Here is a 25,902-nt window from a genome sequence, read left to right as displayed (position 1 = left end):
GCAATTTGTGCGTCAATCATCGTGGCTCGGTGGCGTTTGCCGATCTCCGGTGCTAGGCTTTATAGCAATTTATTTACCAGGCGGGCAGGGCCGGCAATGAAAAAAACGTGGGTAGCAGTCGTCGCTGGCATCGCACTTGTAGCGCTCACCAGTGTTGTCACCTTTTTCGTAATTGGTTTTACCGGTTTCGACTCAGAAGAGTATCATGACGTCAGTGTTTCCAGACGCTACAATATTTTTGATGGCTACAGCTTGTGCGAAGCGGCGCTGAAAAAAACCATTAGCGGCCAGGTGCAAAACGTCGTCAGCGATGACAGGGCGGCGAAATACGATCGTATCAGCAATACCAACCAGATGTTTTTCGAAGCCTCCTATCTGCCCGAGGTGGGGTTGTTTGGCGCGGTCAGCAAAATTGAAAAGCGGCTCTACGCGCGCTGCGATGTGTCGGCGGAAACCAACGTTGTGGAAGCGATCAGTCTGCGTGAGGTGGACGAGGAAATCTTTAGCGAAGTGCACAAGCAGCCCTGATAAATATTCTGCTTAAACAGGCATTATATAACGCCTGTTGAACCCGACTCGTCTGTTAAACATGCAAGTCTGTTGACCAGTTGGGCCCCTTGCCAAGAAGGTAACATTAACAGCCAAACAAACAAAAAACCCCGCTATAAGCGGGGTTTTTTGTTCAGTGTCGTGTCGAGCAAGGGCTAGACAGCAACGTCCTGAATCTCGACCGCGGCGATTTTCTTGCCCTGGTCGTGCTTGGCCTGGAATTCGGCGATTTGATCGAAGTTCAGGTATCGATAAATTTCACTGGACATGGAGTCCAGCTTGTTGGCGAATTCCATATACTCTGCCGGGGTTGGCAGCTTGCCGAGGATGGCGCCCACTGCAGCCAGTTCCGCTGAGGTCAGGTACACGTTGGCACCATCACCGAGGCGGTTAGGGAAGTTGCGAGTGGAGGTGGAGAGCACGGTGCTGTTGGGTGCAACTCGCGCCTGGTTACCCATGCACAGGGAGCAGCCGGGCATTTCCATGCGGGCACCGGCGCGGCCGAAGATATTGTAGTAACCTTCTTCCATCAACACGTGCTCGTCCATCTTGGTCGGCGGAGAAAGCCACAGGCGGGTGTTGATGCTGCCTTTAAAGGCATCCAGCAATTTACCGGCGGCGCGGAAGTGACCGATGTTGGTCATACAGGAGCCAATAAACACCTCGTCCACCTTGTCACCGGCAACCTCGGACAGCAACCTGGCATCGTCCGGGTCGTTCGGGCAGCAGACCACTGGTTCCTTGACGTCAGCCAGGTCAATTTCAATGACCGCGGCGTACTCGGCGTCCGGGTCGGCCTGCATCAGGCTTGGGTTTGCCAGCCACTCTTCCATCTTCTGGGCACGACGCTCCAGGGTGCGGGCGTCACCGTAGCCGTCTGCGATCATGGAGCGCAGCAGCACCACGTTGGAACGCAGGTACTCGGCCACAGAGTCTTCGGACAGCTTGATGGTACAGCCAGCGGCGGAGCGCTCGGCGGAAGCGTCGGATAACTCAAAGGCCTGCTCGGCGGTGAGGTGATCCAGGCCTTCAATTTCCAGGATGCGGCCGGAGAAGATGTTCTTCTTGCCCTTCTTCTCAACAGTCAGCAGACCTTGCTTGATGCCGTAGTAAGGGATGGCGTGCACCAGGTCGCGCAGGGTAATGCCAGGCTGCATCTTGCCCTTGAAGCGCACCAGAACAGACTCGGGCATATCCAGCGGGGTTACACCAGTGGCTGCGGCAAACGCCACCAGGCCGGAGCCGGCCGGGAAGGAGATACCGATCGGGAAGCGGGTGTGGGAGTCGCCGCCGGTGCCGACAGTGTCAGGCAGCAGCATACGGTTCAGCCAGGAGTGGATGATGCCGTCGCCGGGACGCAGGGAAACGCCGCCGCGGGTCATGATAAAGTCCGGCAGGGTGTGCTGGGTGTCAATGTCAACCGGCTTGGGGTAGGCGGCGGTGTGGCAGAAAGACTGCATGGTCAGGTCGGCGGAGAAGCCGAGGCAAGCCAGGTCTTTCAGTTCGTCGCGAGTCATCGGCCCGGTGGTGTCCTGGGAGCCAACGGTGGTCATCTTGGGCTCGCAATAGGTGCCAGGGCGAATGCCTTTGCCGTCGGTCAGGCCACAGGCGCGACCGACCATTTTTTGTGCCAGGGTATAACCCTTGCCGGTATCGGCAGGAGCGACCGGCATGCGGAACAGGGTGCTGGGCGGCAGGCCCAGTGACTCACGCGCCTTGCTGGTGAGGCCGCGGCCAATAATCAGGTTGATGCGGCCACCGGCTTGAACTTCATCGAGCAGCACGTCGGATTTCAGTTCGAATTCGCTGATGGTCTCACCGGCTTCATTGAGGATCTTGCCTTCATAGGGACGAATCTCGATCACGTCGCCCATATTGAGGTTGTCGACTGGAGCTTCAAACACCAGCGCGCCGGCATCTTCCATGGTGTTGTAAAAAATCGGCGCGACCTTGCTGCCGATACAGACACCGCCACTGCGCTTGTTGGGTACGCCGGGCATATCTTCGCCGAAGAACCAGAGTACCGAGTTGGTAGCGGACTTACGGGAAGAGCCGGTGCCTACCACATCGCCGACAAAGGCCACGGGCAACCCCTTGGCTTTGACCGCTTCGATTTGCTTCATCGGGCCGGTAACGCCGTGCTCTTCGGGAGTCAGCCCGTCGCGGGTCATTTTAAATGCGGCCAGTGCGTGCAGCGGAATATCGGGGCGGCTCCAGGCATCCGGAGCGGGGGACAGATCGTCGGTGTTGATTTCACCAGTGACCTTGAAGACGGACATCTTGATGCTTTCGGCTACCTTGTCGCGATTGGTAAACCACTCGGCATCGGCCCAGGATTGCATCACGCCCTTGGCGTGCTCATTGCCGCCCTTGGCTTTCTCTTCCACATCGTGGAAGGCGTCGAACATCAGCAGGGTGTGTTTCAGCTCTTCCGCCGCCAGTGCTGCCAGCTCATTATTGTCCAGTGCATCCACCAGAGTAACGATGTTGTACCCGCCGTGCATATTGCCGAGTAATTTGATGGCTGCTTGCTTATCGATTAACGGAGAGGTGGCTTCACCGCTGATGATTGCGGAGAGAAATCCGGCTTTTACATAGGCGGCTTCGTCAACGCCGGGGGGAACGCGATTGGTGATCAGGTCGAGGACAGTTTCTTCTTCTCCCGCCGGAGGGTTTTTCAGCAGCTCAATCAGGCCTGCAACTTGTTCAGCGGTCAGGGGTTTTGGCGGTATTCCCTGAGCGGCACGCTCCTCCACGTGTTTACGATAGGCTTCTAGCACGGTTAGTTCCTCTAGTTAGTGATAAATACTTACTGCCCCAGGATCTCTGGAAGGTAAGACTACCGATGACCCACATCGGTTGGTTCTTGCGGTTGATTGGTTCGGCGGAGTTGCACCGATTAATCACCTGGAACGGGGGCAAAAGTATACATGATCCCCCCGGGTTAGTTAAGGCGGCGCGACTGGCCCCAACTAATAGCCATTATAGGCGCGGTGAATAATGTTCTTAAAGCAGAAAAGTGGAGCTTATGCAGAAAATCTGCCGGCGGCGCGGGATTTTCCCGCCTGCAGTCTTGCCTGCGGTGTTTATTGGTGCACAATGCCCCGGTCGCCGGACTATTGCCGTATAATACCTGGCTGCTCGCCGAGCCGTTGTCTTTGTTTACTGTTTGCCAAGTTACAGGTGGTCATGTTCAAGCCCGTTAAAACCCCTTGTGTAGGAGTCTGTTCCACCGGTCTCGGGGATCACGTCTGTCGCGGCTGTAAGCGCTTTGTCCACGAAGTGATGTACTGGAACGCCTACAGCAACGATGAGCGCTATCTGATCGCCCGGCGTTTGGAGGGTTTCTTGACCCAGGTGGTGAGCAACAAGCTGCAGATTGTCGACGAGGCCAAGCTGCTGGCGGCCATCAAGCATCAGCAACTGCGTTTCAACCCGGAGCAGGGCGCCTACTGCTGGCTATTTGACCTGTTGCGGGCCGGCGCCAGCCAGATCGACGATCTCTCGGTCTACGGCGTGGTGCGCCAGCCGGACTGGCAGGACGAGACGCTGGTCGCCATCAAGCAAGCCATTGAGCAGGATTACTACACGCTCTCCTGTGCCTATTACGAACGCTATTTTTCCCAACCCGCCTGACAGATCCAGTTGGCCAGTGACCATGACCGATATCGCCCCTGTAGTAGAATTCCTGAAGTGCCGCACTCCCGCCGAGTGGCTGGAGCGAGCGCTGGATCAGTTGGAGTTGATCCTGTTGGATCACGCCGCCAACGAGATGAAGGCGGCCCAGTCAGCCATGACCCTGATGGCGAAAAACCCCACCAAAATCGATCTGCTCAACAAAATGAGCCGCTTGGCGCGGGAAGAACTGGTGCACTTTGAGCAAGTGCTGAAAATCCTGAAAAAGCGCGGCATTGGCTACCGCCCGATCCGGGCCAGCCGCTACGCCGCGACCCTGGCCCGGCATATTCGCAAGCCCCAGCAGGAAAACCTGGTGGATACCCTGATTGTGGGCTCGATCATTGAGGCGCGCTCCTGCGAGCGGTTTGATCGGCTGGCGCCACACCTCGACAGCGAACTGAATAAATTTTACCTGTCGCTGCTGAAATCGGAGGCCCGCCACTTCCAGGATTACCTTGATCTCGCTCGCCGCTACGCCGAGAAGGACATCAGCGCCCGGGTGGAATTCTTTTTGCTGAAGGAAGCTGAGGCCATCCGCAGCCCGGACCGGCTGTTTCGGTTTCACTCCGGGGTGCCGGTGGCAGAGCCGGAGTACCCGCAGGCCGGTTGAAACCGGCACTGTGCCGGATAGCTGCTCCGCAATGGTCAGCGGGACGAAAAAGAGGGAGCAAGTGTGATTGAAGTGGAGTACCAACAAGCCCGGCTGCAATTGCAGCCAAATGAAAGCGTGCTGGAGGCATTGGAGCGCGGCGGCCACAAGATTCCCAACAGTTGCCGCAAGGGCTTGTGCCACGCCTGCCTGATGCAAACCGGGGGGGCTGTGCCCGCCGCCGCCCAGCAGGGCCTGAACGAAAGCCAGTGTCAACAGGGATACTTCCTGGCCTGCAGCTGCTACCCGCGGGAATCCCTCAGTGTGTCCCTGCCCGCCAGGGACTCGCTGTTGCAAGCGGTGGTGCAGAACAAGAGGATGCTCAACCAGACGGTGCTGGAGTTGACCCTGCAAGCCGCTGTGCGCTGGCAGCCCGGCCAGAATGTTCTGCTGTGGAAAAACACATTGCTCGGCCGTCCTTATTCCATCGCCAGCCACTCACTGCGCGATGGCTGCCTGGTGTTACATATCCTGCTGCACCGCCATGGGCAGTTGAGCCGCTGGTGCCATGAGCAACTCCAGGTTGGTGCAACCGTTGCCCTCAGTCCGCCCGATGGAAACTGTACCTACGACATCCAGGACGCGCAAAAGCCGTTGTTGCTGGTTGCAGCCAGCACCGGCCTGGCGCCGGTCTATGGCATAGTGCAGGAAGCGCTGGCCCGCGGTCACCGCGCGGCTATTGACCTGTATGCGGTCGCCGAGCAGGCGGAGGATTTGTATTTGCGCGCCGAACTGGCGCAGCTGGCGCAACAATACCCGCAGCTGAATTATTACCCGGTTATCCAGCGCGGCGCCGATGCTACCGCGCTGGTGGGCGATGCCGCGGATTTGATCGCCCGCCGCCACCCGGCTTTGCGCGGCTCTAAAGTGTACCTCTGTGGCACGCCGCAGGTGGTAGAGGCGTTGCACAAGCGCTGTTTCCTTGCCGGCGCCAATCGCGCCGACATAGTCACCGATCCGTTTGTCACCGGTCATGAGCCATAAGCCCGGCTTGTCGCCGGTTTGGCTGACGGCTTGTTCGGCTATGGCGGCTAATTGATTTGTCGTCGCTGCCCATTTGCACCATAATGCCCGCCCTTTTTCACAGCAAAGGCAACAGATCTTCATGTGGTTTAAAAATCTCCTGCTCTATCGTTTTACCAGTCCCTTTGATCACTCCACAGAAGAATTGAACCAGCGGTTGGAAAAGTTCGCTTTTTCACCCTGTCGCAGCCACGACACCAGCAAATATGGCTGGGTGTCACCCATGGGCGAGCTCAGTGACGAGTTGCAGTTCAGCGCCCAGGGGCGCATCCTGCTGTGTGCCCGGCGGGAGGAGAAAGTGCTGCCGGCCGCAGTCATTCGGGAAAAGCTGGATGACAAGGTCAAGCTGATTCAGGCCCAGGAAGACCGGCCGGTGTCGCGCAAGGAAAAAGAAACCCTGAAAGAAGAAGTTATCTTTGATTGCCTGCCCCAGGCGTTTACTCGCTCGAATCGCACCTATGGTTATATCGATGTGCAGAATGGCTGGCTCTGTATCGACAGCAGTTCCTACACCAAGGCCGAGGAGTGGATGAAGTTGCTGCGCGACAGTCTCGGCAGCCTGCCAGTGGTGCCCGTTCAGGTGACGGAGTCGCCTTCGGTGGTGATGACCTCCTGGCTGCGCGGCGAGCCGCTGCCCGAGAATCTGTTGCTGGGGGACGAGTGCGAGCTGCGAGAGCCGCGCGAGGACGGCAGCATTGTGCGCTGCAAGAAGCAGGAGTTGCTGGCCGAGGAGATCGATCCGCACCTGCAGGCGGGCAAGCAGGTCATGAAGCTGGCGCTGCACTGGAACGATTGTTTGCAGCTGGTATTGGCGGACGACCTGGCGGTCAAGCGCCTGAAGTTTGGCGAACAGTTGGTGAGCGAAGCCCAGGACAGTGCCAACGGCGACAAGGCCGCGCAGTTTGATGCGGACTTTGCCCTGATGACAGGTACCCTGGAGCAGTTTATTCCGCAGCTGCTGGGCTATTTTGGCAACACCAAAGCAGACGCCATTTAGCATCGCTGGCATTTAAATCTCGCAGGCTACGGTGCAGCTGGTAATTAGTGGCAAGTAACAGCCTGTAGCAGGGTTCCCGCCTGGGTTGCAGATGTTAAGGATTCATCATAAGTTGGGAGCGCGTTGTCCATGTTGAGCTATCGTCACGCCTACCACGCCGGCAATCACGCCGATGTGTTAAAGCACCTGGCCGAGGTGCTGATTCTCGACTATTTGCGCAAGAAGGCCGACAAGCCGCTGCGCTATATCGACACTCACGCGGGCCCGGGTTTGTACGATCTGGCAGAGGGTTATGCCAGGCAAAACAGTGAGTTTGAATCAGGTATCAGTCGCCTTTGGCAGGCGCCCGACTTGCCGGAGCCGCTCAGCCGTTATGTGAATACGGTGCGCAGTTTCAACCCGGGCAGTGAGTTGACGCGCTACCCGGGCTCGCCGGCGATTGCCCGGGCGATGCTCGGGGCGAAACACAAGCTGCAGTTGTTCGAGTTGCATCCGGCTGATTTTGAGCAGTTGCAGAAGTGGGGGCGGGGCGATCGTCGTGTCAGTGCGGAGAAGCTGGATGGCTTTCAGCGCTTGCCGAAGTCGCTGCCGCCCCATGAGCGACGTGCGCTGGTGGTGATCGACCCGCCTTATGAGTTGAAACAGGATTACCAGGCGGCAGTGGCCGCACTGGAGAGTGCTGTTCGGCAGTTTGCCAGTGGTGTGTATTTGCTTTGGTATCCGTTGTTGCAGCGCGATGAGGTCGGCCGTATGTTGAAGCGTTTGCGGGGCAGGGATTGGCACTGGTTAAATGCGGAGTTGTGTGTGGGTGCGGCCAGTAGCGGTGGTATGTATGGCAGCGGGGTGTTTGTGATAAATCCGCCTTGGCATTTAATGGATGAGCTGCGGGTCAGTTTGCCGGTGTTGCAGCGCTTGTTGGGGGATGGCAGCGAGCAGGACTTTAGTTTGACTGGTGGTGGTGAGGGCTGAGTTTCATCAGTTTTTCTGATTACTTCTTTGCCCCTTGCCCGCTTGCCCTTTTGTCCCTTTGCTCCTATGCATAAGCCAGTTATCGGCGATGGCAGGTATATAACTTGTAGCCATTGGGGTATTAGTTCTTTTCCCGGCCTGGCTGCGGGGGCTTGCTTTCAAGACTCGCCGAGGTTCCATCCATGGAGGCTCCACGACAGCATCCATGCTGTCGAGGGTCTTGAAAGCAATCCCCCGAAGCCAGGCCTGGCATATTGCCAGCTTTAGGGCACTCGCTATGGTGGTAGTTAGGCCCTGCTCAATCACGTCAGTACTGCGACCCTGATTGCATCGAGGCGCAGGTGGGCGTGCTGCAGGTAGCGTCGGCTACTGGCTTCGGCTTCGCGCACGAAGTTGATTTCTTCTTCGCGAATATTGGGGTTGACTGCAGCGAGTGCGGTCAAGCGTTCCAGCTCTTCTTCGTAGAAGGCATCCAGTTGGGCGATTGCCTTGGCGGTGAGTTCGGTTTGCAGGGCTTCCGCTTTTTCTTCCAGGTGGACGATGATGCGGTCGAACTCTGCCCTGGCGTGTTGCAGCAATTGTTTGGCAGTGGCTTTCTTTACGGGCTGGGCCAGTTTGTTGATGTGCTCAGCGGTGACGATGGCTTCCAGCGCGCGCAATTCGTTGTCGCATAGCAGGCGCACGCAGCCGGCTTCGACGAAGCGTTGCAGTTGCAGTTGTTTGGGCGCGGGGCAGGTGAATTGGAACAGGCCTTCCACCAGCAGGCTGCCGGGCTTCAGCGGTGGCAATTTCAGGGTGCAGAGGGCGGTATTGCCGCGTTCGCTGCTGAGTACCATGTCCATGACGCCGGTAACCATGGGGTGTTCCCAGGTCAGGAAGTGCATGTCTTCGCGGCTGAGTGCCTGTTGCCGGCAATAGGTTGCGGTGATGCCTTCATCCGGCAGGCCGGGGAAGTGGTCGCATTGCATGTGGTCGGAGGGGTGGGCGACAAAGGCCTTGTCACTGTGGCGTTCGTGGTCGATGCCGTAGACTTCGAATACGTCTGTCATAAAGTCGACGAGATTGCTGTCTTCATCCTGGCTTTGCAGTTCTTCGACCAGGGTTGCGGCCACTGCCGGTTTGCAGGAGTTCAATTCCAACAGCCGATCGCGGCCTTTGCTGAGCTCTTCCAGTACGGCGTCGGTGCGGGCGCGGGTGCGTTCAATCAATTCCTCGATGTCGGCAGTGCCCATCAAGCAGTCCAGCAGCTGGTCTTCGAATTCCGCGAATATCTGGTGGCCGATGGGGCAGACGCGCTCGAAACAGTTGAGGCCGCGGTGATACCAGTTGAGGATTTTATCCTCGTCGCTGTTTTGTAAATAGGGAATATGTATTTGTACGGTTTCAGTTTGCCCGATGCGGTCCAGTCGGCCGATGCGCTGCTCGATTAGGTCCGGGTTGAGGGGCAGGTCAAACATCACCAGGTGGTGGGCGAACTGGAAGTTGCGACCTTCGCTGCCGATCTCGGAGCAGACCAGTACCTGGGCGCCATCCTCGAGGTCGGCAAAATAGGCTGCCGCGCGGTCCCGTTCCACCAGGCTCAACCCTTCGTAGAAAACGGCGCTGCGCACGCCGCCGCGCAGGTTCAGGTAGGTCTCCAGGTCCAGTGCAGTTTCGGCACTGGAACAGATGATAAGGATTTTCTCGCGCCGCTGTTGTTTCAGCCAGGCCACCAGCCAGGCGATGCGTTCGCTGTCCAGCAGGGGGTCCGCTGTCAGTTCGTCGCTAGTGAGCGGGTAGGTGTGCAGCTGCCGCTGCGGAAAGCCTTGCACCGCGGCCCGGGTGTTGCGAAACAGTACCCGGCCGGTGCCGTGGCGATCGAGCAGTTGATCCACCAGGTGTTGCCGGATTTGTGGCTGGTCCTGGGTTAATTGTTCGAGTGCTTCAGGGCCAAGCCTGGCCTGCAGTTGTTCGGCCAGTTCCGGGTTTTGCACGATGCTTGCCGCGGGGGTGCTGGACAGCAGTTGTTGCACCAACAGGTTGACCTGTTGAAACTGGGCCTGTTCCTGTTTAAAGGTGGCTAGATCGTAGTAGCGATCCGGATCCAGCAGGCGCAGGCGGGCAAAATGGCTGTCCAGCCCTAACTGCTCCGGTGTAGCGGTCAGCAAGAGCAGGCCGCGAGATTTGCGGCTCAGTTGCTCGATACCTTCGTAGGCCGGCGATTGGCGGTCCGGGTGCCACTCCAGGTGGTGGGCTTCATCCACTACCAGCAAATCCCAGTCGCATTGGCAGGCTTGCTGCAGCCGCTTTTCGTGATTGGTAATAAAGGTCTGGCTGCAGAGAAATAACTGCGCGTCTTCAAACGGATTTTCAATTCCCGACTCTTCCATGGCCTGGGCCCGGGCTTCGTCGAGCAGGGTAAACTGCAGGTTGAAACGGCGCAGCATCTCTACCAGCCACTGGTGGGCCAGAGTCTCCGGTACCACAATCAGGACCCGCTCACTCAAGCCCTTGAGCAGTTGCTGGTGGATAATTAGTCCGGCTTCAATTGTTTTACCAAGCCCGACTTCATCGGCTAGCAGGACCCGGGGGGCAAAGCGCTGGCCCACTTCGTGGGCAATATACAACTGATGATCGAGCAGCTGGACGCGTGGGCCGAGCAACCCCGTCGTTTCCATGTTGGCGAGTTGCTGTTGATGCAGCAGGGTTTGATGGCGCAGTTTGTACTCGCGCAGGCGATCAATCTGGCCGGCAAACAGGCGGTCCTGAGGTTTGCTGAATTGCACAAAGCAATCCAGTTCTATTTCGCCCCAGCTCTGGCTCTGTTGTTCGGGATCGCGGCCGTGATAGATAATGTAGCCATCTTTTTCGCTGATGTCTTCGATCAACAGTTGATCGCCTTCACTGTTGGCGACGGTGTCACCGAGCCGGTATTGCACTCGGGTAAGCGGGGCATTGGACTTGGCATAGACACGCTGTTCCGCCGCGGCCGGAAAACTGATGGTGACAAAGCGGTGATCGGTTGTGCTGACGATTCCCAGCCCCAGTTCGGCTTCAGTGTTGCTGATCCAGCGCTGTCCTGGTACAAAAGTTGCGCCGGTGAATGGCTTGTTGGGCTCTGACAAAATTACCTCATCAGTTTTTGATTTAATGTTTACAGAAGGGCGCTGCTAACGCGTTGCAATTGTTACTAGCGTGATGCTTTTGTTGCTAGCGCGATGCTCTTATTTCTAGCGCGATGCTATGGCACCTTTTCCGGCGCCTTCAAATGCCTTCACTACAATGTTGTCGCTGGGGTGGTCGAGCTTGATTTGTTCGGCGATATGGTTGGCGATCCATTCGACCGTAGTGTCACTGTCGATCAGGTAGCAGCTTTGTTGTGGCAGGCACAATTCAAAGCTGCCCTGTGCGGTGGTGTAGGCAAATTGATAATGGCCGTCCTTCTCGCGCTCTATGTCTTCGCGGGTGCCAATATAGATATCCCGAAACCGTTCTGCCCATTGCTGCTCCAGCGCCGGGTCGCGTTCACCGTTGCGCCGGATGGCAATCCGTGAGCGGTGGCCGTGGGCGATGCGCTGGCAGTTGCCGGAATGTTTTTTCAGCCCGTGGCTGTAGTGGTAGAGCGCTCCGTCAATGGTTTCGGGGTTGAATTCCAGCTGCAACTTGTCGAGCTCGGCGGGCAGCAGTTTCTGCACTTGTTCGATACACCACTGGGCCACTGTGGCGGGAGTGATCTCCTCGACGTCAACCAGGGTGACCGCGTCCCTGGGGCTGGTGCAGTGCAGGCGGTTCTGGCCAAAACTCCAGCCCAGGCTGATCTGGTTGCCTGCGACTTGCCACTGCAGGTGAGGAGAGCGTGTGGGCACCAACAGGCAGTGATCAATGGTGGAATCCAGCCAGTTGCGCAGGGTTTTCTTGACGATACCGAAATCACAAACCATGCCCTGGGCGTCGAGGGCGCCCTGCAATTCTGTGCTGGCCAGCCAGGTTTCCCCGAGCAGGCCGCGGTCGGGGTGCAGATAGCTAAAGTCGATGTTGGTAAGGTTGTCTACAAAAAGGCGCATGGAATAAACGGGCTAGGCCAAAAGCGGCTATATTACCTGACCTTGGCGGAGTAGTCCTAGTAAGTCGTGAATTCTGTTAGGATTTCTGTCCGAATCAGGTATCAACAAAGCCTTATAAAAAGTAGTGGTATCGATGATGAATGACCGTGTTGCGCTTCACCCCAGCTGGCTGGCAGAGCTTGAAAGTGAGTTCGAGCAGCCCTATATGCGCGACCTGAAGCAGTTTCTGCAGGCGCAAAAGCAGAGTGGCAAAACGGTCTATCCGCCGGGGTCGCAGATCTTTGCCGCACTGGATTCGACGCCGCTGGACAGGGTCAAAGTGGTTATCCTCGGGCAGGACCCCTATCACGGACCGGGCCAGGCTCACGGCTTGTGTTTTTCCGTGCCGTCGGGAATCAGGATTCCGCCCTCCTTGCGCAATGTCTATAAAGAGATTCAGCGCGACCTTGGGTTCGCCATTCCCGACCACGGCTGCCTGCAGCATTGGGCTGAGCAGGGAGTGCTGTTGCTCAATGCCACCCTGACGGTGGAGGCGGGGAGAGCCGGCTCCCATCAGGGGCGCGGTTGGGAGGAGTTTACCGATCGGGTGGTGGCGCTGCTGAATACCCGGCGCGAGGGATTGGTGTTTATGTTGTGGGGCAGTTATGCGCAAAAAAAAGGCAGGATCATCGATCGTAGCCGCCACTGTGTGCTGGAGTCTCCCCACCCGTCACCGCTCTCGGCGCACCGCGGCTTTCTTGGTAACGGCCACTTTTCCCAGGCTAATGCCTACTTGCAGGAGCGCGGGGAGACGCCCATTGACTGGGCGATCAGGTAGGACCACTCCAGCAGCTGACAAGAGCCGGTTGCTGGATGTGTGCTGACTAGCCAAGCATTTGCATGGCGGCTTCCATTTCGGCGCTCAGGTCTTCGCCTTCTTCCTCCCGCATATCCGGGTCGAGGCCCAGTCGGGCAAAGGCAGTGACGGCGGCGTAATCGATATTGGCCAGCTCGTTTTCGCTGCCCATATAGCTTTGCAGCAGGGCCACCGTAACGATATCGGCGTAATCGGCCTTTTCCTGCTGGCGATAGAAGTCGACGTGCTGGCTGGGCACTTTGCGAATTTCTTCTGGAAACTGCCAGCGCTCCAGGATCATATCCCCCACTTCGCCGTGCAGTGCTTCGATAACCCGGTCCAGGGTAATACTGTCCTTCAGTAGCGCCGGGTGTTCTTCGGCGTAGCTGAGGATGGGCAGGGCGCCAATTTTATGTACCAGGCCCGCCAGGGTGGCCTGGTCTGGACGCAATTTGGTGCAGTGCTTGCAGAGCAGGTGACAAATGCCGGCGATTTCAGTGGAGCGGCTCCATATTTCGCGCATGCGTTTGTCCACCATATCGGAGGTGGCCTGGAACATTTGCTCCATGGCCAGGCCGATGGCGATGCTGCAGGTGTACTCCATGCCCAGTCGCATCAGGGCCATTTTCAGGTCTTCAATTTCTTTGGCGCCGCGCAGCAGGGGGCTGTTGGCCACTTTAATGATGCGGGCGGCGATGGCGGCATCATTGCCAATGACTTTGGCCAGGTCATTGATTCCTGCGTCGGAGTCTTCGGCAATTTCCCGCACCTTGAGGGCGACTTCCGGCAAGGTCGGCAGGACCAACCGATCCGCTTCAATAGCTTCCAGCAACTCCTGGCGGACAGTGTCGACGACTTGGTTCATATTAGGCTTCCTTAATGAGCTACAACTTTGTTTTGACTATGTATATATAGCATAGGGCAGGGCAACCTGTGCCAACTTTTCAGAATCCTCGGGATTGAGGCAGATATTGTCGGCGATTGCAGCCTCTGCTGTAACCACGCCCAGAAGTTCAGTGCGGCCCGCAAGTGAGACGGCGTTGACTACGGCGCCAACACTCTGGCCCTGGTGCAGCTGGAAGAGCGGTTGGCCAGGCGTGAGAGCTTGCTCGGTGGCGGCGCGGAAATGGTACATATGGCGCTTGAGTTTGCCTTTGTAGTGCATGCGGGCAACAATTTCCTGGCCGGTGTAACAACCCTTTTTAAAGCTGATACCGGCGATTGCTTCACACTGCAGGTTCAGGAGCTGGGGCAGGAACTCTTCTACGGTCTCCTGTTCTACCCAACCGCGTCCCAGTTCTATATCCCGGGCGCGCCAGAGCCGGTTGTCGTCGGCGCGGGGCAGTGCCGCCAGCGCTGCCGGCAAATCCTGCTCGGCATCGAGCCAGCACTCCAGCCGCCGGGCATCAATCAGGGAGTAGGTGATGCCCTCCCGCACGACAGTAGAGGCGCCCTGGCCCGACTGGCCCAATTGCGTCAGGTCCAGCGCCGTCAGCAGGGAGGCTAAATCATCGCCCTGAACGCCGATAATGCGCCTCTCGGCGCTGAGGTCACGGATATCGGACTTGGCGAAGACGATGTATTTCTTTAGCGAAGCCAGCAGGGCAGGCAGGGCGCTGGCGTTCAGGCGCAGCAATATTCTTTCGCCATCCGGGGCGAGTGCTTCGAAGTTGGCGACCATTCGGCCCTTGGGGGTACAGTGGCTGCCGTGCAGCAAGCGCTGGTCAGTTAATTGGTTGGTGTCGCAGGTCACCTGGCCCTGCAGGAATTTGCGGCAATCGCTGCCTTTTATTTCCAGTAATCCAAGCTGAGTCAGCTCGGACAAGTGTAGTTCTGTAGTGTTCATCAGAGTCTGCCAATGGTAAAAAAAGTATGCGGAGCTTATCACAACCAGAGTCGAGTCGCGGTTGAGTTTGAATGCAGGTTATAATGCCGGGCTAGACCATCAAGTACCCCGCAGAGAAGATTCAATTATGGATAAAAACCGTTTGTTCTGGGCCAGTCGTCGCGGCATGTTGGAGCTGGATTTGGTGCTGCTGCCGTTTCTGGAGAATGTATACGATACCCTGGAGCAAGAGGACAAGGAGCGTTACTGGGCACTGATGGAGGGGGAGGACCAGGATTTGTTCAGCTGGTTTATGCGCCGCACCGACCCGGAAGACCCGGAATTGAAGAAAATTGTCGATATTATCCGCGCCAACACCGGTTTGCAGATGGAGTAAAGCTGGTCTTGAGCGCGCCCGGGCGATTACATATTGTCTTGCAGCCGTCCCGGCTGGCGCTGTGGTGCAGCGCCTGTGTTTTTGTATTGCTGCTGGTCGCCATCAGCTTCGCCCACCGCCTGTTGGGTGTGGGCTTGGGGCTGGCCGTGGTAGGGGTGGCAGTATTGTTGCTAGCCCTGGCAATCCGGCAGGAGCGCCGGGTTGCGGGGCTCAGCCTGACCTGTGAGCAGGGTCGATTTTCCCTGGCTGCCGCTGGCGACAGGCCTGTCCCTGTGCGACTTGTCAGTCGCTGGTACCTGGCGCCCTGGTTGCTGCAGCTGGGCTTTAAAGCGGAGTCGGTAGGATCCGGGTGGGTGACCGGCTCTAGTGGGCGGTTGACCCTGCGCATCTGGCGCGACAGCTGCGAGCCTGAGCAGCAGCGCATACTGCGCACCATCGTCTGCAATCGGCGTTAAACGAAAATATTGCTGCTTGCCGCTGCAGCTATTCCTTGGGGCAGGGCGCCGGGCTGCGTTTGACAAAGACTGCCTGGGCGGCAAAGTTTGACGGTACCAGAATGGTATCCCTGGTCTCCTCCGCGGCATCCGGGTAATCAAGGGAGTAATGCAGGCCGCGACTTTCCTTGCGTTGCATGGCTGAGCGAATAATCAATTCGGCAACCATGGCCAGGTTGCGCAGTTCGATCAGGTCGTTACCGATTTTATAGTTGCGGTAGTACTCCTGAATCTCTTTTTGCAGCAGTTTGATGCGGTGGGTGGCCCGTTCCAGCCGTTTCTGGGTGCGCACGATACCCACATAATCCCACATAAAGCGTCGCAACTCGTCCCAGTTGTGGGAGATTACCACGTCTTCATCGGAGTCGGTGACGCGGGAGTCATCCCAGTGGGGGGCCGGCTCGGGAGTCGGGATTGATGCCAGGGTGGCTTCGATGTGTTCGGCGGCGGACTGGGCGTAGACGATGCACTCCAGCAGCGAATTGCTGGCCATGCGGTTGGCGCCATGCAACCCGGTGAACGAGGTTTCGCCAATGGCGTAGAGTTGATCCAGGTCGGTTTGGCCGCGCTTGTTGACCACTACGCCACCACAGGTGTAGTGCGCGGCGGGCACCACGGGAATCGGCTGCCTGGTAATGTCGATACCAAATTCAAGGCAGCGCGCCTTGACGGTGGGGAAGTGCTCATTGATAAACGCTTCCGGCTTGTGGCTGATGTCCAGGTAGAGGCAGTCGCTGCCCAGTCGCTTCATCTCGTAATCGATTGCGCGGGCGACTATATCGCGGGGTGCCAGTTCACAGCGCGGGTCAAAACGCTCCATAAAGCGCTCACCATTGGGTAGCTTCAGGTGGGCACCTTCGCCGCGCAGGGCTTCGGTAATAAGGAAGGAGCCGGCCTTGGGGTGGTAGAGGCAAGTGGGGTGAAACTGGTTGAATTCCATGTTGGCCACTCGGCAACCGGCGCGCCAGGCCATGGCTATGCCGTCGCCGGAAGCGCTGTCGGGGTTGCTGGAATAGAGGTAAACCTTGCTCGCGCCGCCAGTGGCCAGTATCACGGCCCTGGCCTGGAATGTCTCCACGGCATCACTTTTGCGGTTGTAGACGTAGGCGCCGGTGCATTGGACTTTTCCGGTGCCTGGATTGGGGCGGGTGAGTAAATCGACCGCAATTCGGTTGTCGAAGGTGTCGAGGTTCTTGTGCCCCCGCACTCTGTCCAGCAGCGTACTGTGGACCGCCATGCCGGTGGCATCAGCACTGTGGATGATGCGGCGGTGGCTGTGGCCGCCCTCCTTGGTAAGGTGGAATTGGCTACCATCTTCGACGCGGGTGAAGCTGACGCCGAGATCCACCAGCCATTGAATGGCTTGTTTGCTGCGCTCCACGGTAAAGCGAACGCTGTCTTCGTGGCAGAGGCCGGCGCCAGCCACCAGGGTATCTGCCACGTGATCTTCGACGGAGTCCTGGTCGTCCAGTACGGCGGCGATACCACCCTGGGCGTGCCAGGTCGAACCGGCGGTGAGTTCCCCTTTGCTGAGTACCGCTACTCGCAAGTTATTGGCCAGGCTGAGGGCCAGGGTTAGTCCGGCGGCACCACTGCCGACGACCAGTACGTCGTAATTATGTTTTAGTTTTGCCATAGTAGTATCGCCATAGGTGCTGCCTGTGTAGCTTAATGCGCCAAAAGCGTTAGTATATACAGACTGCGCCTCAGGGGGTATCACCCGGCCTCGAGTTTCAGTTTTGCGGCTTGCAGTTGCCCGGCGGTCAAGTGGCGGGGGGAACGCGCAGGCTAAAGTGCAGGCTAAATCGCAGGTTAAAAAGCCGGGCAGGCCAGTTGTCCGTCAGTCAATGGTGAGCTAACAGGTGAACTAATAGGTGAACTAATAGGTATTTGAACAGTCTAGTCACTGGACTTTAATAGTGGGTAGTTTCCCAAAGAGGTTGCCCAGCCGATATGGGGGGGTGTTCATAGCCCATTCAGGGCGCAATGACATAATCGGCGAATTCGGGAGAGGCTTTGGAGAGCAGAATGACAGCGCAGAGCGCGCCAGACAGTGACCAGCAGTTGGTCAAAAGAGTACAAAAAGGGGATAAGCGAGCGTTCGACCTGCTCGTATTGAAGTACCAGCACAAGATTATTTCGGTCGTCGGCCGTTACGTTAACGACTCTCATGAGGTCTATGATGTTGTCCAGGAGGCTTTTATCAAAGCCTACCGGGCGCTGGGCAGCTTCCGCGGCGACAGCCAGTTTTACACCTGGCTGTACCGTATCGCCATCAATACTGCGAAAAATTACCTGGTTTCTCGCGGGCGCCGGCCGCCCTCCACAGATGTCGATATCGAAGATGCGGAATACTACTCCGGCGGTGACTACCTCAAAGATGTGGATACCCCCGAAAATAACCTGTTTCGCGATGAGCTCAAGGCGGAGGTGGACAGCGCTATTCAGGATTTGCCGGAGGACTTGCGTACTGCAGTGACCTTGCGTGAGCTGGAAGGGCTGAGTTATGAGGAAATTGCCGAGGTCATGGGGTGCCCCGTGGGCACCGTGCGTTCGCGCATCTTTCGAGCTCGGGAGGCCATCGACAAACGCATTGCCCCATTGATGGATGAAATGGAATAAATGGTGATATAAATCCTGTTTTTAGATGAACTTTATTGGGTGAAAGGAATCTTATCTCACAGATTATGTGAACTGCGTGGGTTTTCAAGGCTTGAAGGCTGGTTGAGACCCGGTAAACGATGGCCATCCGGCTGCCGCAGACGCTTTTTTTGCAGCGTCAAGGCGCTTCTATCTAAAAGTGCAGTGGTTGTGTAAAAGCTTATCCGTTTTGTAAAAGCTTAATAGTTTGAAATGGCCGGAGCACTTGCGAAGGCCGTAATACGCGGGAAGGCCAGAATGCTGGCTTAGGTTGATTTATTAACGGTTACATTAATAAATAGCAACTATCAACAAAGGCGAATTGATTAACATGGCATTGAATTCCGAGCAAAATGTGAAGGTAACCCCTGCTGCAAAGTCTCTTGCAACTGCAAAGATTGACACAGCCAGGGACGGCAGCAACGCTGCCGATGGTTTGTCAGAACATATGCGAGAATCACTGTCAGCGCTGGTTGATGGTCAGGCGTCCGAGCTGGAAATCCATCGACTGCTCAAAGCAGGCAAATATCAGTCCGAGATCGATAACACCTGGAGCCGCTACCAGTTGGTGAGTTCCACGCTTCGCAACAACCTTGCCAGTGGTCCACTGGTTGATCTCTCCTCCGCAATCCGCGAAGCCATTGAGCACGAAGATATTCACAGCCATTCCAGGGTCGGCTGGCGCAGCAACTTTCTTAAAGTAGGCATCGCAGCGTCAGTGGCGGCGGTCATGGTATTTACCACCCAGATGGTTGGCCTGCAATCGGGCATAACCGGTCCCGGCCAGGGGGGCGATGGACCGACAGTAGCAACCGTTAACACCACAGACCCTTCTCCGGCGGCTATCAGGCAGGCTGTATCACTGCCCGCGGGTTTCCAGGCGCCAACAATAAACGCTCGGGTCGTCAGTTCCCAGCCTGGACTTAGCGCTCGGGAAAGCCAACCGCGCTATTACCCCGTGGTGACCAAGGCACAATCGGTGCGGCCGGTCAGCACCCCATCCCCTGAAGTTCAAGAGTATTTGCAAAAGGTAATGGAAGTTCACGCCGGAAATGCTGCTCTCAATAGCGGCCGCGGTCTGTTACCATACGCGCGCGTTCCCGTTGCCGGGGGCGATCAACCCTAGAGGCCCCTGGCAGTGCCATGTTCCTGACCTGACGGCTACACAATCGCAGGCAGGGTGGAGCTGATTGGCAGGGCTCTTGATATACTTGCAGATATTGATAGCGCGGTTTCGTGGTACGCCAATGATTGGAATTAAATCAGTTCTCCAGACTCTGCTGGCAGCGTGGCTTATGCTAACTGCCGGTCATCATGCCCTGGCGGCCGATGCCGAAACGGAAGAAGCCTTCCGGCTGTTGCAAAATATGTCCAAGGCGCTCCGGGAAACCGATTATCGCGGCCTGTTTACCTACGAATATGGTGGCGCTCTAAAGACCATGCGGATTACCCATCAGGTAGCCGATGGCATGGAATATGAGTATCTTGAATACCTCAATGGTCCGCCCATCAGGGTAGAGCGGGGCGGCATCAGCGTCGATTGCCTGCCCCCGGCCGATCAGGTGTTGCGGGGCATGATCCCGGCATTAAACGGTAATTCTCACGGCCTGAACCAGCATTATTACTTCCGTTTTCGCGGCGATGATCGTATTGCCGAGCGTCACGTATCGGTAATGCAAATCATCCCCCGCGACCCCTATCGCTACGGCTATACGCTGTTTATCGACAAGCAAACCTTCCTGCCGCTGGGGTCTATGGTGCTCAATGCCAGTAATCGGGTATTGGAACGATTGCAATTCTCCAGCCTCGAAGTGGTCCCCACTGATGACTGGATCGAGGTGGTTGAATCCAATACCCGGGTGAGCCGGCCCCAGTGGCCAAGCTGCGCCAGCGGCAGGGAAGATCGCAACTTCGCCTGGCAAGTCAGCTGGATTCCCAGTGGCTTTATGCCGGCCGGTGAGTCGACCATTGAAGGGGTGGGGGACGTACGCTTGTTTACCGACGGCTTGTCGGCGTTTTCCGTGTTTGTGCGGCCCTCTGTCAAAGCGATCTCTGCCCAGGGCAAGGCCCAGCGCGGCGCCACTGTCGCCTATATGAAGCAGGAAGAGCTCAATTCAGTGCCGCATACCATTACCATTGTCGGCGAGATTCCGGCGCGAACGGCCCAGCGCATCGCCGCATCGGTGCTTATCCCCGAACCCGATGGGAGTGGCCTCGATGGACAGTAAGGCTTTATCCAACCTTAAGCCTCATTTATCAAACTGCAAGCCTTTGTCCAAGCGCAGCAATGCGCCTGCCAGCAGGGCAGGAGTCGCTATTTTTCCCACGTTTGAGCCCTGCGCCAGGGCGGAGAGAGAGCAATGATCACCGAGGCCGGTCGCGTGGTAGTGGTGGAGGCCGACTGCTTGTGGGTTGAAACCATTCAGCGTTCCACCTGCAGCTCCTGTGCGGCAGAAAAAGGTTGTGGCCAGGGCATTGCCGCCAGGTTCGGCGCCCATTCGAGCTATCTTCGAGTGTTGCTGGAAGGGCGCGACGCTAACCAATACCGGGTTGATGATGAAGTGACCATTGGCATTCCGGACGACGTGGTCGCCAACAGCTCCCTGATCGTTTACCTGACGCCGCTAGTCGGCCTGATCGCCGGGGTCCTGCTTGGCGATGCCCTGTTCGAGGTCGAGGCGGGGGTGGTTGTGACTGCACTGCTTGGGTTTGCAGGCGGGGCGGCACTGGTGCGTGTTTACAGTCATTTACGCCGCCATGATCGCAGGTTTCAGCCGTTTCTGGTGGACGGTTTAACACCGCTCAACTGGCAGACCTGAAATGTCCGTTAACTGCGCTGTAATGCCCATATTCCGCCCTGCGGCGCACAGTTGGCGGCGCTCTAATGCTTATCTCGTGGCGCAGTTTCTTCAAATGGGTTAGACTTGCCCCCCTTTTCCAGGGGGCAGTCCCGGGCGGGGTAGTGCCCGGCGGGCGCAAGTGCTAACAACGCTTCTGGTAATCGTGACTCCCAGAGTTAAATCCTCGTATTTTTGGTAAAAACATTAACGTGACCGACCTAAGCCATATCCGTAATTTCTCCATTATTGCCCATATCGACCATGGTAAATCGACCATAGCGGACCGGTTTATCCAGGTCTGTGGCGGTTTGACTGAACGCGAAATGGAAGCCCAGGTGCTCGACTCCATGGATATTGAGCGGGAGCGGGGCATTACCATCAAAGCCCAGAGTGTCACCCTCGATTACAAGGCCCGTGACGGTAAGACCTACCAGCTGAATTTTATTGATACGCCCGGGCACGTGGATTTTTCCTACGAAGTCTCGCGTTCTCTCACGGCTTGTGAAGGTGCCCTGCTGGTGGTTGATGCTGCCCAGGGAGTGGAGGCGCAATCCGTTGCCAATTGTTATACCGCCATCGAGCAGGGGCTCGAGGTTATTCCGGTATTGAACAAGATTGATTTGCCCCAGGCCGATCCCGACCGAGTGGCCCAGGAAATCGAGGAAATTATTGGTATCGATGCCACGGAAGCGGTCAAGTGCAGCGCCAAGTCGGGAATTGGTGTTGAGGATGTGCTCGAGGAGTTGGTGCGACTGGTGCCACCGCCGGTGGGCGACGTCGATGCGCCGCTGCAAGCCCTGATAATAGACTCCTGGTTTGACAACTACCTCGGGGTGGTATCGCTGGTGCGCATCCGCCAGGGAACGCTCAAGGTAAAAGACAAAATTATTACCAAGTCCATCGGCAAGTCACACGTGGTCGACAGTGTTGGGGTGTTTACGCCCAAGCTGAAGAAAACCGGGGTGCTGCGCGCCGGTGAGGTGGGTTTTGTGGTTGCCGGAATCAAGGACATCCAGGGCGCGCCCGTCGGTGATACCTTGACTCACGCCGCCACTCCGGACATCGCCGCGGTACCCGGTTTCCAGAAAGTGAAGCCGCAGGTGTACGCCGGCCTGTTCCCGGTCAGTTCGGACGATTACGAGGCATTCCGCGAGGCGCTGGCCAAGCTCACCCTGAATGATGCCTCGCTGTTTTACGAGCCGGAGAGCTCCGACGCCCTGGGCTTCGGCTTTCGCTGCGGCTTTCTCGGTATGCTGCACATGGAAATTGTGCAGGAGCGACTCGAGCGTGAATACGACCTGGACCTGATAACCACCGCACCCACGGTAGTTTACGAAGTGCTGAAATCCGATGGCGAGATAGTCCACGTCGACAACCCCTCTAAGTTGCCCGACCCGGGCCTGATCGAAGAGATGCGGGAGCCGGTAGTAGAGGCCAATATCCTGGTGCCACAGGATCACCTCGGCGCAGTGATTACCCTTTGCGTTGAAAAGCGTGGTGTACAAAAGGATATGCGCTATTTGGGCAGCCAGGTGTCCCTCACCTACGAGCTGCCCATGAACGAAGTGGTGCTGGACTTCTTTGACCGGCTGAAGTCAGTCAGTCGAGGTTTTGCCTCACTGGATTACAACTTCGATCGTTTCCAGGCGGCCCGCCTGGTGCGCCTCGATGTATTGATCAATGGCGAAAAAGTGGATGCGTTGGCGCTGATCGTGCACCGTGATAACGCCCCTTACAAAGGCCGCCAGCTGGCCGATAAAATGAAAGAGCTGATCCCGCGGCAGATGTTCGATGTGGCAATTCAGGCTGCCATTGGCGGGCAAATCGTTGCCAGAACCACAGTAAAAGCACTGCGCAAGAATGTAACCGCCAAGTGCTACGGTGGTGACATTACCCGTAAGAAGAAATTGCTGGAAAAGCAAAAGGCGGGTAAAAAGCGCATGAAGCAGGTGGGCCGGGTGGAGATCCCCCAGGAGGCTTTCCTGGCTGTTCTCAAAGTTGACGATTAACCAATGCCTGAGGCGACAGTTCGTTTAAATGGATATTAATTTTCCCCTGATTCTGGTGCTGCTGGTTTTTGTCAGCGGCTTTATTTGGTTGTTTGACGCGCTCTTCCTGGCGGCCAGGCGCAAGGCGGCAATCGCGGCAGTTGACACGCAATTTGCGGGTTTGGAAGTGGATTCCGAGAACCAGCAGGATGCCTATCTGCAAGCCAAAACCCAGGCGGCAAAGGAACCGCTGGCGGTGGAATACTCGAAATCGTTTTTTCCGGTACTGTTTGTGGTACTGGTGTTGCGCTCCTTTCTGGTCGAGCCCTTCCAGATACCGTCCGGCTCTATGGTGCCAACCCTGGAGATTGGCGATTTTATCCTGGTCAATAAATACACCTATGGCGTTCGCCTTCCGGTGGTGCGCAATAAAATCATACCCGTCAATGATCCCAAGCGTGGCGATGTGATGGTGTTTTTTCCGCCTCACCGACCCGATACCTATTTTATCAAGCGCGTAGTGGGCCTGCCGGGCGACGAAATTCTCTACATCAACAATGTGCTTTACATCAATGGTGAAAAGCAGCCGCAAACCCTGCTGGCATCACTGCCACCGGGTAATCCTCAATTTCAATTAATGAAAGAAACGCTGGCTGGTGTGGAGCATGACATGCGCAAACACGTGGTACCCGGTCGGTTGAGCCGCGAGGGCAGCTGGGTCGTGCCAGAAGGGCATTATTTCATGATGGGCGATAATCGGGACAACAGCTCCGATAGTCGCGAGTGGGGACCCGTGCCAGAAGAAGCAATTGTGGGCAAAGCGTTTGCTGTGTGGATGCACTGGGATTCATTTTTCAGCTTGCCAAGTTTTAGCAGGCTGGGCCCAATCCGCTAAACTCTCTATTACCATGCCGGATAAGAGGAATACCCCCGTGCCTTTAGCTCGAACTCAAACAGGTCAATCCAAACTGGGACTGCTCATTCTGTTGGCGGTCATCGGCTTTTTTCTTCTCTGCGCATTTCGCTTGATTCCTGCCTATACCGAGGATCGCTACATCCAGTCTGCATTGTCCAGTCTCGGTGATGAGGGCGCGCTGGTGAATGAGCTGTCCGATAACGAGATTCGACGCAAAATCAGCAACTTTTTTATGATCAATAACGTTCGCAGTCAAACGGCCAAGGATTTACAGATCGAACGCTTGAAAGACCGGGTTTTAGTCAGCCTGGATTACGAAGTTCGCGTACCACTGCTCTATAACATCGATGTGGTCATGACGTTCAATAACACCTGGGACAGTTCGCGCCCGGATGAATGCTGTAAGCCCGCCAGTGAATAATATTGGCCGCCAACGCCTCTGTCATCGACTGGGCTATACATTTAAGGACCCGGGGCTGTTCGATTTGGCCCTGACTCATCGCAGCTTTGGTGCTGAAAACAATGAGCGGCTGGAATTTCTCGGTGATTCCATTCTCAATTTTGTTATTGGCGAATGGCTGTTCCAACGCTTTTCCAGCGCCAGGGAAGGGCAGTTGAGTCGCTTGCGGGCGCAGATGGTAAAGGGTGAAACTTTAGCCGAGATTGCCCGTGAATTTGATCTTGGGCCCAGCCTTAACCTTGGCGAAGGGGAACTCAAGAGCGGTGGCTTTCGGCGTGAGTCGATTCTCGCCGATACCGTGGAGGCGATCATTGGTGCGATCTATATTGACAGCGGCATGGCACCGGCCCGGGAGCGGGTGCTGGCCTGGTACGCCGAGCGTCTCGACAAGCTGCGCCTCGAAGGCAACCGCAAGGACCCCAAAACCGAGCTGCAGGAATTGTTGCAAGCCAGCAAGGAGCCGCTGCCAGAGTACCAGGTGGCAGAGGTTACCGGCGAGGCACACGCGCAACAATTTACAGTGAGCTGCAAGATTTCACTGCTGGCGGAACCCACAGTGGCCTCCGCCAGCAGCAGGCGGACAGCGGAAAAGCGCGCCGCCGCCGCCGCATTGAAAAAATTGGCAGGTAAACAGTGATGACTCCAGTATCCGCCGGGCCAGGCTCGGACTCCGAGGCAGCTTCCAGGGGAGACGGCGACTCGCGCTGTGGTTATGTGGCAATTGTCGGGCGGCCGAACGTCGGCAAATCGACACTTCTCAACCACATTCTCAAACAAAAAATCAGTATTACCTCGCGCAAACCACAAACCACCCGCCACAAGGTGCTGGGCATAAAAACCGAAGGCGCTGTACAGGCTATTTACGTCGACACGCCGGGCCTGCATTTACAGCACGGCAAGGCCATTAATCGCTATATGAACAAAACCGCGACCGCGGCGTTGCGGGATGTGGATGTGGTTATTTTTCTGGTGGATCGCCTGCATTGGACCGACGACGATGACATGGTGGTCAAACGCCTGCAGAATCTTTCCTGTCCGGTGATTATCGCGGTGAACAAGGTTGATCAACTGGACGACAAGCAGGTGCTGTTGCCGCACCTGCAAAAGCTCGCCGGCGATCTCAACCCCGATGAGATCGTGCCCATATCAGCCCTGCGCGACGTGAACCTCGATACCCTGGAAAAACTGGTGGCCGAGCGCTTGCCCAAAGGCCCCCACTTTTTTCCGGAAGATCAGATTACCGATCGCAGCTCACGCTTTCTCGCCGCTGAAATAGTGCGCGAGAAAATTACCCGACAGCTGGGCGATGAATTGCCCTACCAAATGACGGTGGAAATCGAGGAGTTCTCCCACGCTGGTAATATTATTCATATCGGAGCCTTGATCCTGGTGGAGCGCGATGGCCAGAAGCGGATTTTAATCGGCGACCGCGGAGCGCGCATCAAGCAAATTGGTCAGCAAGCCAGGGAGGACATGGAGGCGCTGTTTGATTGCAAGGTGATGTTAAAAACCTGGGTCAAAGTGAAGTCGGGCTGGTCGGACGACGAACGTGCCCTGCGCAGCCTCGGTTACGACGATATTTAAGCGGCTGCGGGATTG

24 protein-coding genes are annotated in these 25,902 nt (G+C 56.8%); 18 read left to right on the top strand and 6 right to left on the bottom strand.

Annotated features, from left to right (window positions below):
- Nucleotides 1-96: 96 nt before the first annotated feature.
- Nucleotides 97-528, top strand: coding sequence for a hypothetical protein (locus G8764_RS18915; protein WP_166166624.1), 432 nt, complete (start codon nt 97-99; stop codon nt 526-528).
- 176 nt (nt 529-704) lie between these two features.
- Here G8764_RS18915 and acnB read toward each other — a convergent pair whose 3' ends face one another.
- Entirely contained in the window at nt 705-3,329 is a 2,625-nt protein-coding gene (acnB, locus tag G8764_RS18910; RefSeq protein WP_166166621.1) for a bifunctional aconitate hydratase 2/2-methylisocitrate dehydratase, read from the bottom strand.
- Nucleotides 3,330-3,738: 409 nt separating this feature from the next.
- On the opposite strand from acnB, the gene G8764_RS18905 reads away from it, so the two are divergent.
- The 5 genes from G8764_RS18905 (at nt 3,739) to G8764_RS18885 (ending at nt 7,865) form a co-directional block, all read left to right on the top strand.
- Nucleotides 3,739-4,185 (top strand): DUF1289 domain-containing protein, encoded by a 447-nt coding sequence (locus G8764_RS18905; protein WP_166166618.1) that lies wholly within the window; start codon nt 3,739-3,741, stop codon nt 4,183-4,185.
- Nucleotides 4,186-4,207: 22 nt separating this feature from the next.
- Complete coding sequence (locus G8764_RS18900; RefSeq protein ID WP_166166615.1) at nt 4,208-4,837, top strand: MiaE family protein; 630 nt, start codon at nt 4,208-4,210, stop codon at nt 4,835-4,837.
- Between the two features lie 63 nt (nt 4,838-4,900).
- The gene (locus tag G8764_RS18895) at nt 4,901-5,860 is read left to right on the top strand and encodes a 2Fe-2S iron-sulfur cluster-binding protein (RefSeq protein ID WP_166166612.1); all 960 of its coding nucleotides are present in this window, start codon (nt 4,901-4,903) and stop codon (nt 5,858-5,860) included.
- A gap of 121 nt (nt 5,861-5,981) precedes the next feature.
- Nucleotides 5,982-6,896, top strand: coding sequence for a recombination-associated protein RdgC (rdgC, locus tag G8764_RS18890; protein ID WP_166166609.1), 915 nt, complete (start codon nt 5,982-5,984; stop codon nt 6,894-6,896).
- A 129-nt stretch (nt 6,897-7,025) separates the two neighbouring features.
- Nucleotides 7,026-7,865, top strand: a complete 840-nt coding sequence (locus G8764_RS18885; protein WP_166166606.1) for a 23S rRNA (adenine(2030)-N(6))-methyltransferase RlmJ — start codon at nt 7,026-7,028, stop codon at nt 7,863-7,865.
- Nucleotides 7,866-8,167: 302 nt separating this feature from the next.
- Here the strand turns inward: G8764_RS18885 and rapA are convergent, their stop codons facing one another.
- Nucleotides 8,168-10,969, bottom strand: a complete 2,802-nt coding sequence (gene rapA / locus G8764_RS18880) for an RNA polymerase-associated protein RapA (protein WP_166166603.1) — start codon at nt 10,967-10,969, stop codon at nt 8,168-8,170.
- A gap of 105 nt (nt 10,970-11,074) precedes the next feature.
- On the bottom strand, nt 11,075-11,908 hold the full coding sequence (locus G8764_RS18875) for a 6-carboxytetrahydropterin synthase (protein ID WP_166166600.1): 834 nt from the start codon (nt 11,906-11,908) through the stop codon (nt 11,075-11,077).
- Nucleotides 11,909-12,044: 136 nt separating this feature from the next.
- Between G8764_RS18875 and ung the strand changes: the two genes are divergently transcribed.
- Nucleotides 12,045-12,725 (top strand): uracil-DNA glycosylase, encoded by a 681-nt coding sequence (ung, locus tag G8764_RS18870; protein ID WP_207951975.1) that lies wholly within the window; start codon nt 12,045-12,047, stop codon nt 12,723-12,725.
- A 46-nt stretch (nt 12,726-12,771) separates the two neighbouring features.
- Here the strand turns inward: ung and G8764_RS18865 are convergent, their stop codons facing one another.
- Nucleotides 12,772-13,608, bottom strand: coding sequence for an HDOD domain-containing protein (locus tag G8764_RS18865; RefSeq protein ID WP_166166594.1), 837 nt, complete (start codon nt 13,606-13,608; stop codon nt 12,772-12,774).
- Between the two features lie 36 nt (nt 13,609-13,644).
- Complete coding sequence (ygfZ, locus tag G8764_RS18860; protein WP_166166589.1) at nt 13,645-14,589, bottom strand: CAF17-like 4Fe-4S cluster assembly/insertion protein YgfZ; 945 nt, start codon at nt 14,587-14,589, stop codon at nt 13,645-13,647.
- A 127-nt stretch (nt 14,590-14,716) separates the two neighbouring features.
- Between ygfZ and G8764_RS18855 the strand changes: the two genes are divergently transcribed.
- Nucleotides 14,717-14,965: an FAD assembly factor SdhE gene (locus tag G8764_RS18855; RefSeq protein ID WP_166166586.1), complete on the top strand. Its 249-nt coding sequence runs from the start codon at nt 14,717-14,719 to the stop codon at nt 14,963-14,965.
- A gap of 8 nt (nt 14,966-14,973) precedes the next feature.
- A complete protein-coding gene (locus tag G8764_RS18850; RefSeq protein WP_166166583.1) occupies nt 14,974-15,420 on the top strand; it encodes a protein YgfX in 447 nt (148 codons plus the stop codon).
- 28 nt (nt 15,421-15,448) lie between these two features.
- Here the strand turns inward: G8764_RS18850 and nadB are convergent, their stop codons facing one another.
- The gene (nadB, locus tag G8764_RS18845; RefSeq protein WP_166166580.1) at nt 15,449-17,095 is read right to left on the bottom strand and encodes an L-aspartate oxidase; all 1,647 of its coding nucleotides are present in this window, start codon (nt 17,093-17,095) and stop codon (nt 15,449-15,451) included.
- 392 nt (nt 17,096-17,487) lie between these two features.
- Between nadB and rpoE the strand changes: the two genes are divergently transcribed.
- The 9 genes from rpoE to era all read left to right on the top strand — a co-directional run bounded on the left by rpoE (nt 17,488) and on the right by era (nt 25,887).
- The gene (rpoE, locus tag G8764_RS18840; protein WP_166166577.1) at nt 17,488-18,081 is read left to right on the top strand and encodes an RNA polymerase sigma factor RpoE; all 594 of its coding nucleotides are present in this window, start codon (nt 17,488-17,490) and stop codon (nt 18,079-18,081) included.
- Nucleotides 18,082-18,430: 349 nt separating this feature from the next.
- On the top strand, nt 18,431-19,225 hold the full coding sequence (locus tag G8764_RS18835) for a sigma-E factor negative regulatory protein (protein WP_243748909.1): 795 nt from the start codon (nt 18,431-18,433) through the stop codon (nt 19,223-19,225).
- Nucleotides 19,226-19,394: 169 nt separating this feature from the next.
- Complete coding sequence (locus tag G8764_RS18830) at nt 19,395-20,327, top strand: MucB/RseB C-terminal domain-containing protein (protein ID WP_166166571.1); 933 nt, start codon at nt 19,395-19,397, stop codon at nt 20,325-20,327.
- Nucleotides 20,328-20,459: 132 nt separating this feature from the next.
- A complete protein-coding gene (locus G8764_RS18825; RefSeq protein ID WP_166166568.1) occupies nt 20,460-20,918 on the top strand; it encodes a SoxR reducing system RseC family protein in 459 nt (152 codons plus the stop codon).
- 230 nt (nt 20,919-21,148) lie between these two features.
- Nucleotides 21,149-22,948 (top strand): translation elongation factor 4, encoded by a 1,800-nt coding sequence (lepA, locus tag G8764_RS18820; RefSeq protein ID WP_166166565.1) that lies wholly within the window; start codon nt 21,149-21,151, stop codon nt 22,946-22,948.
- 28 nt (nt 22,949-22,976) lie between these two features.
- Nucleotides 22,977-23,822 carry a signal peptidase I gene (gene lepB, locus G8764_RS18815; protein WP_166166562.1) on the top strand — a complete coding sequence of 282 codons (846 nt, stop codon included), beginning with the start codon at nt 22,977-22,979 and terminating at the stop codon, nt 23,820-23,822.
- 37 nt (nt 23,823-23,859) lie between these two features.
- A complete protein-coding gene (locus G8764_RS18810; RefSeq protein WP_341806420.1) occupies nt 23,860-24,264 on the top strand; it encodes a DUF4845 domain-containing protein in 405 nt (134 codons plus the stop codon).
- Nucleotides 24,257-24,940: a ribonuclease III gene (rnc, locus tag G8764_RS18805; protein ID WP_425049217.1), complete on the top strand. Its 684-nt coding sequence runs from the start codon at nt 24,257-24,259 to the stop codon at nt 24,938-24,940. The genes G8764_RS18810 and rnc overlap by 8 nt, the downstream gene beginning before the upstream one ends.
- A complete protein-coding gene (era, locus tag G8764_RS18800; protein WP_166166553.1) occupies nt 24,940-25,887 on the top strand; it encodes a GTPase Era in 948 nt (315 codons plus the stop codon). The genes rnc and era overlap by 1 nt, the downstream gene beginning before the upstream one ends.
- Nucleotides 25,888-25,902 lie beyond the last annotated feature (15 nt).

The sequence above is a fragment of the Pseudomaricurvus alcaniphilus genome, assembly GCF_011440395.1.
Taxonomy (GTDB): Bacteria; Pseudomonadota; Gammaproteobacteria; order Pseudomonadales; family Cellvibrionaceae; genus Pseudomaricurvus; species Pseudomaricurvus alcaniphilus.
This window is presented reverse-complemented; position numbering and strand designations above follow the sequence as displayed.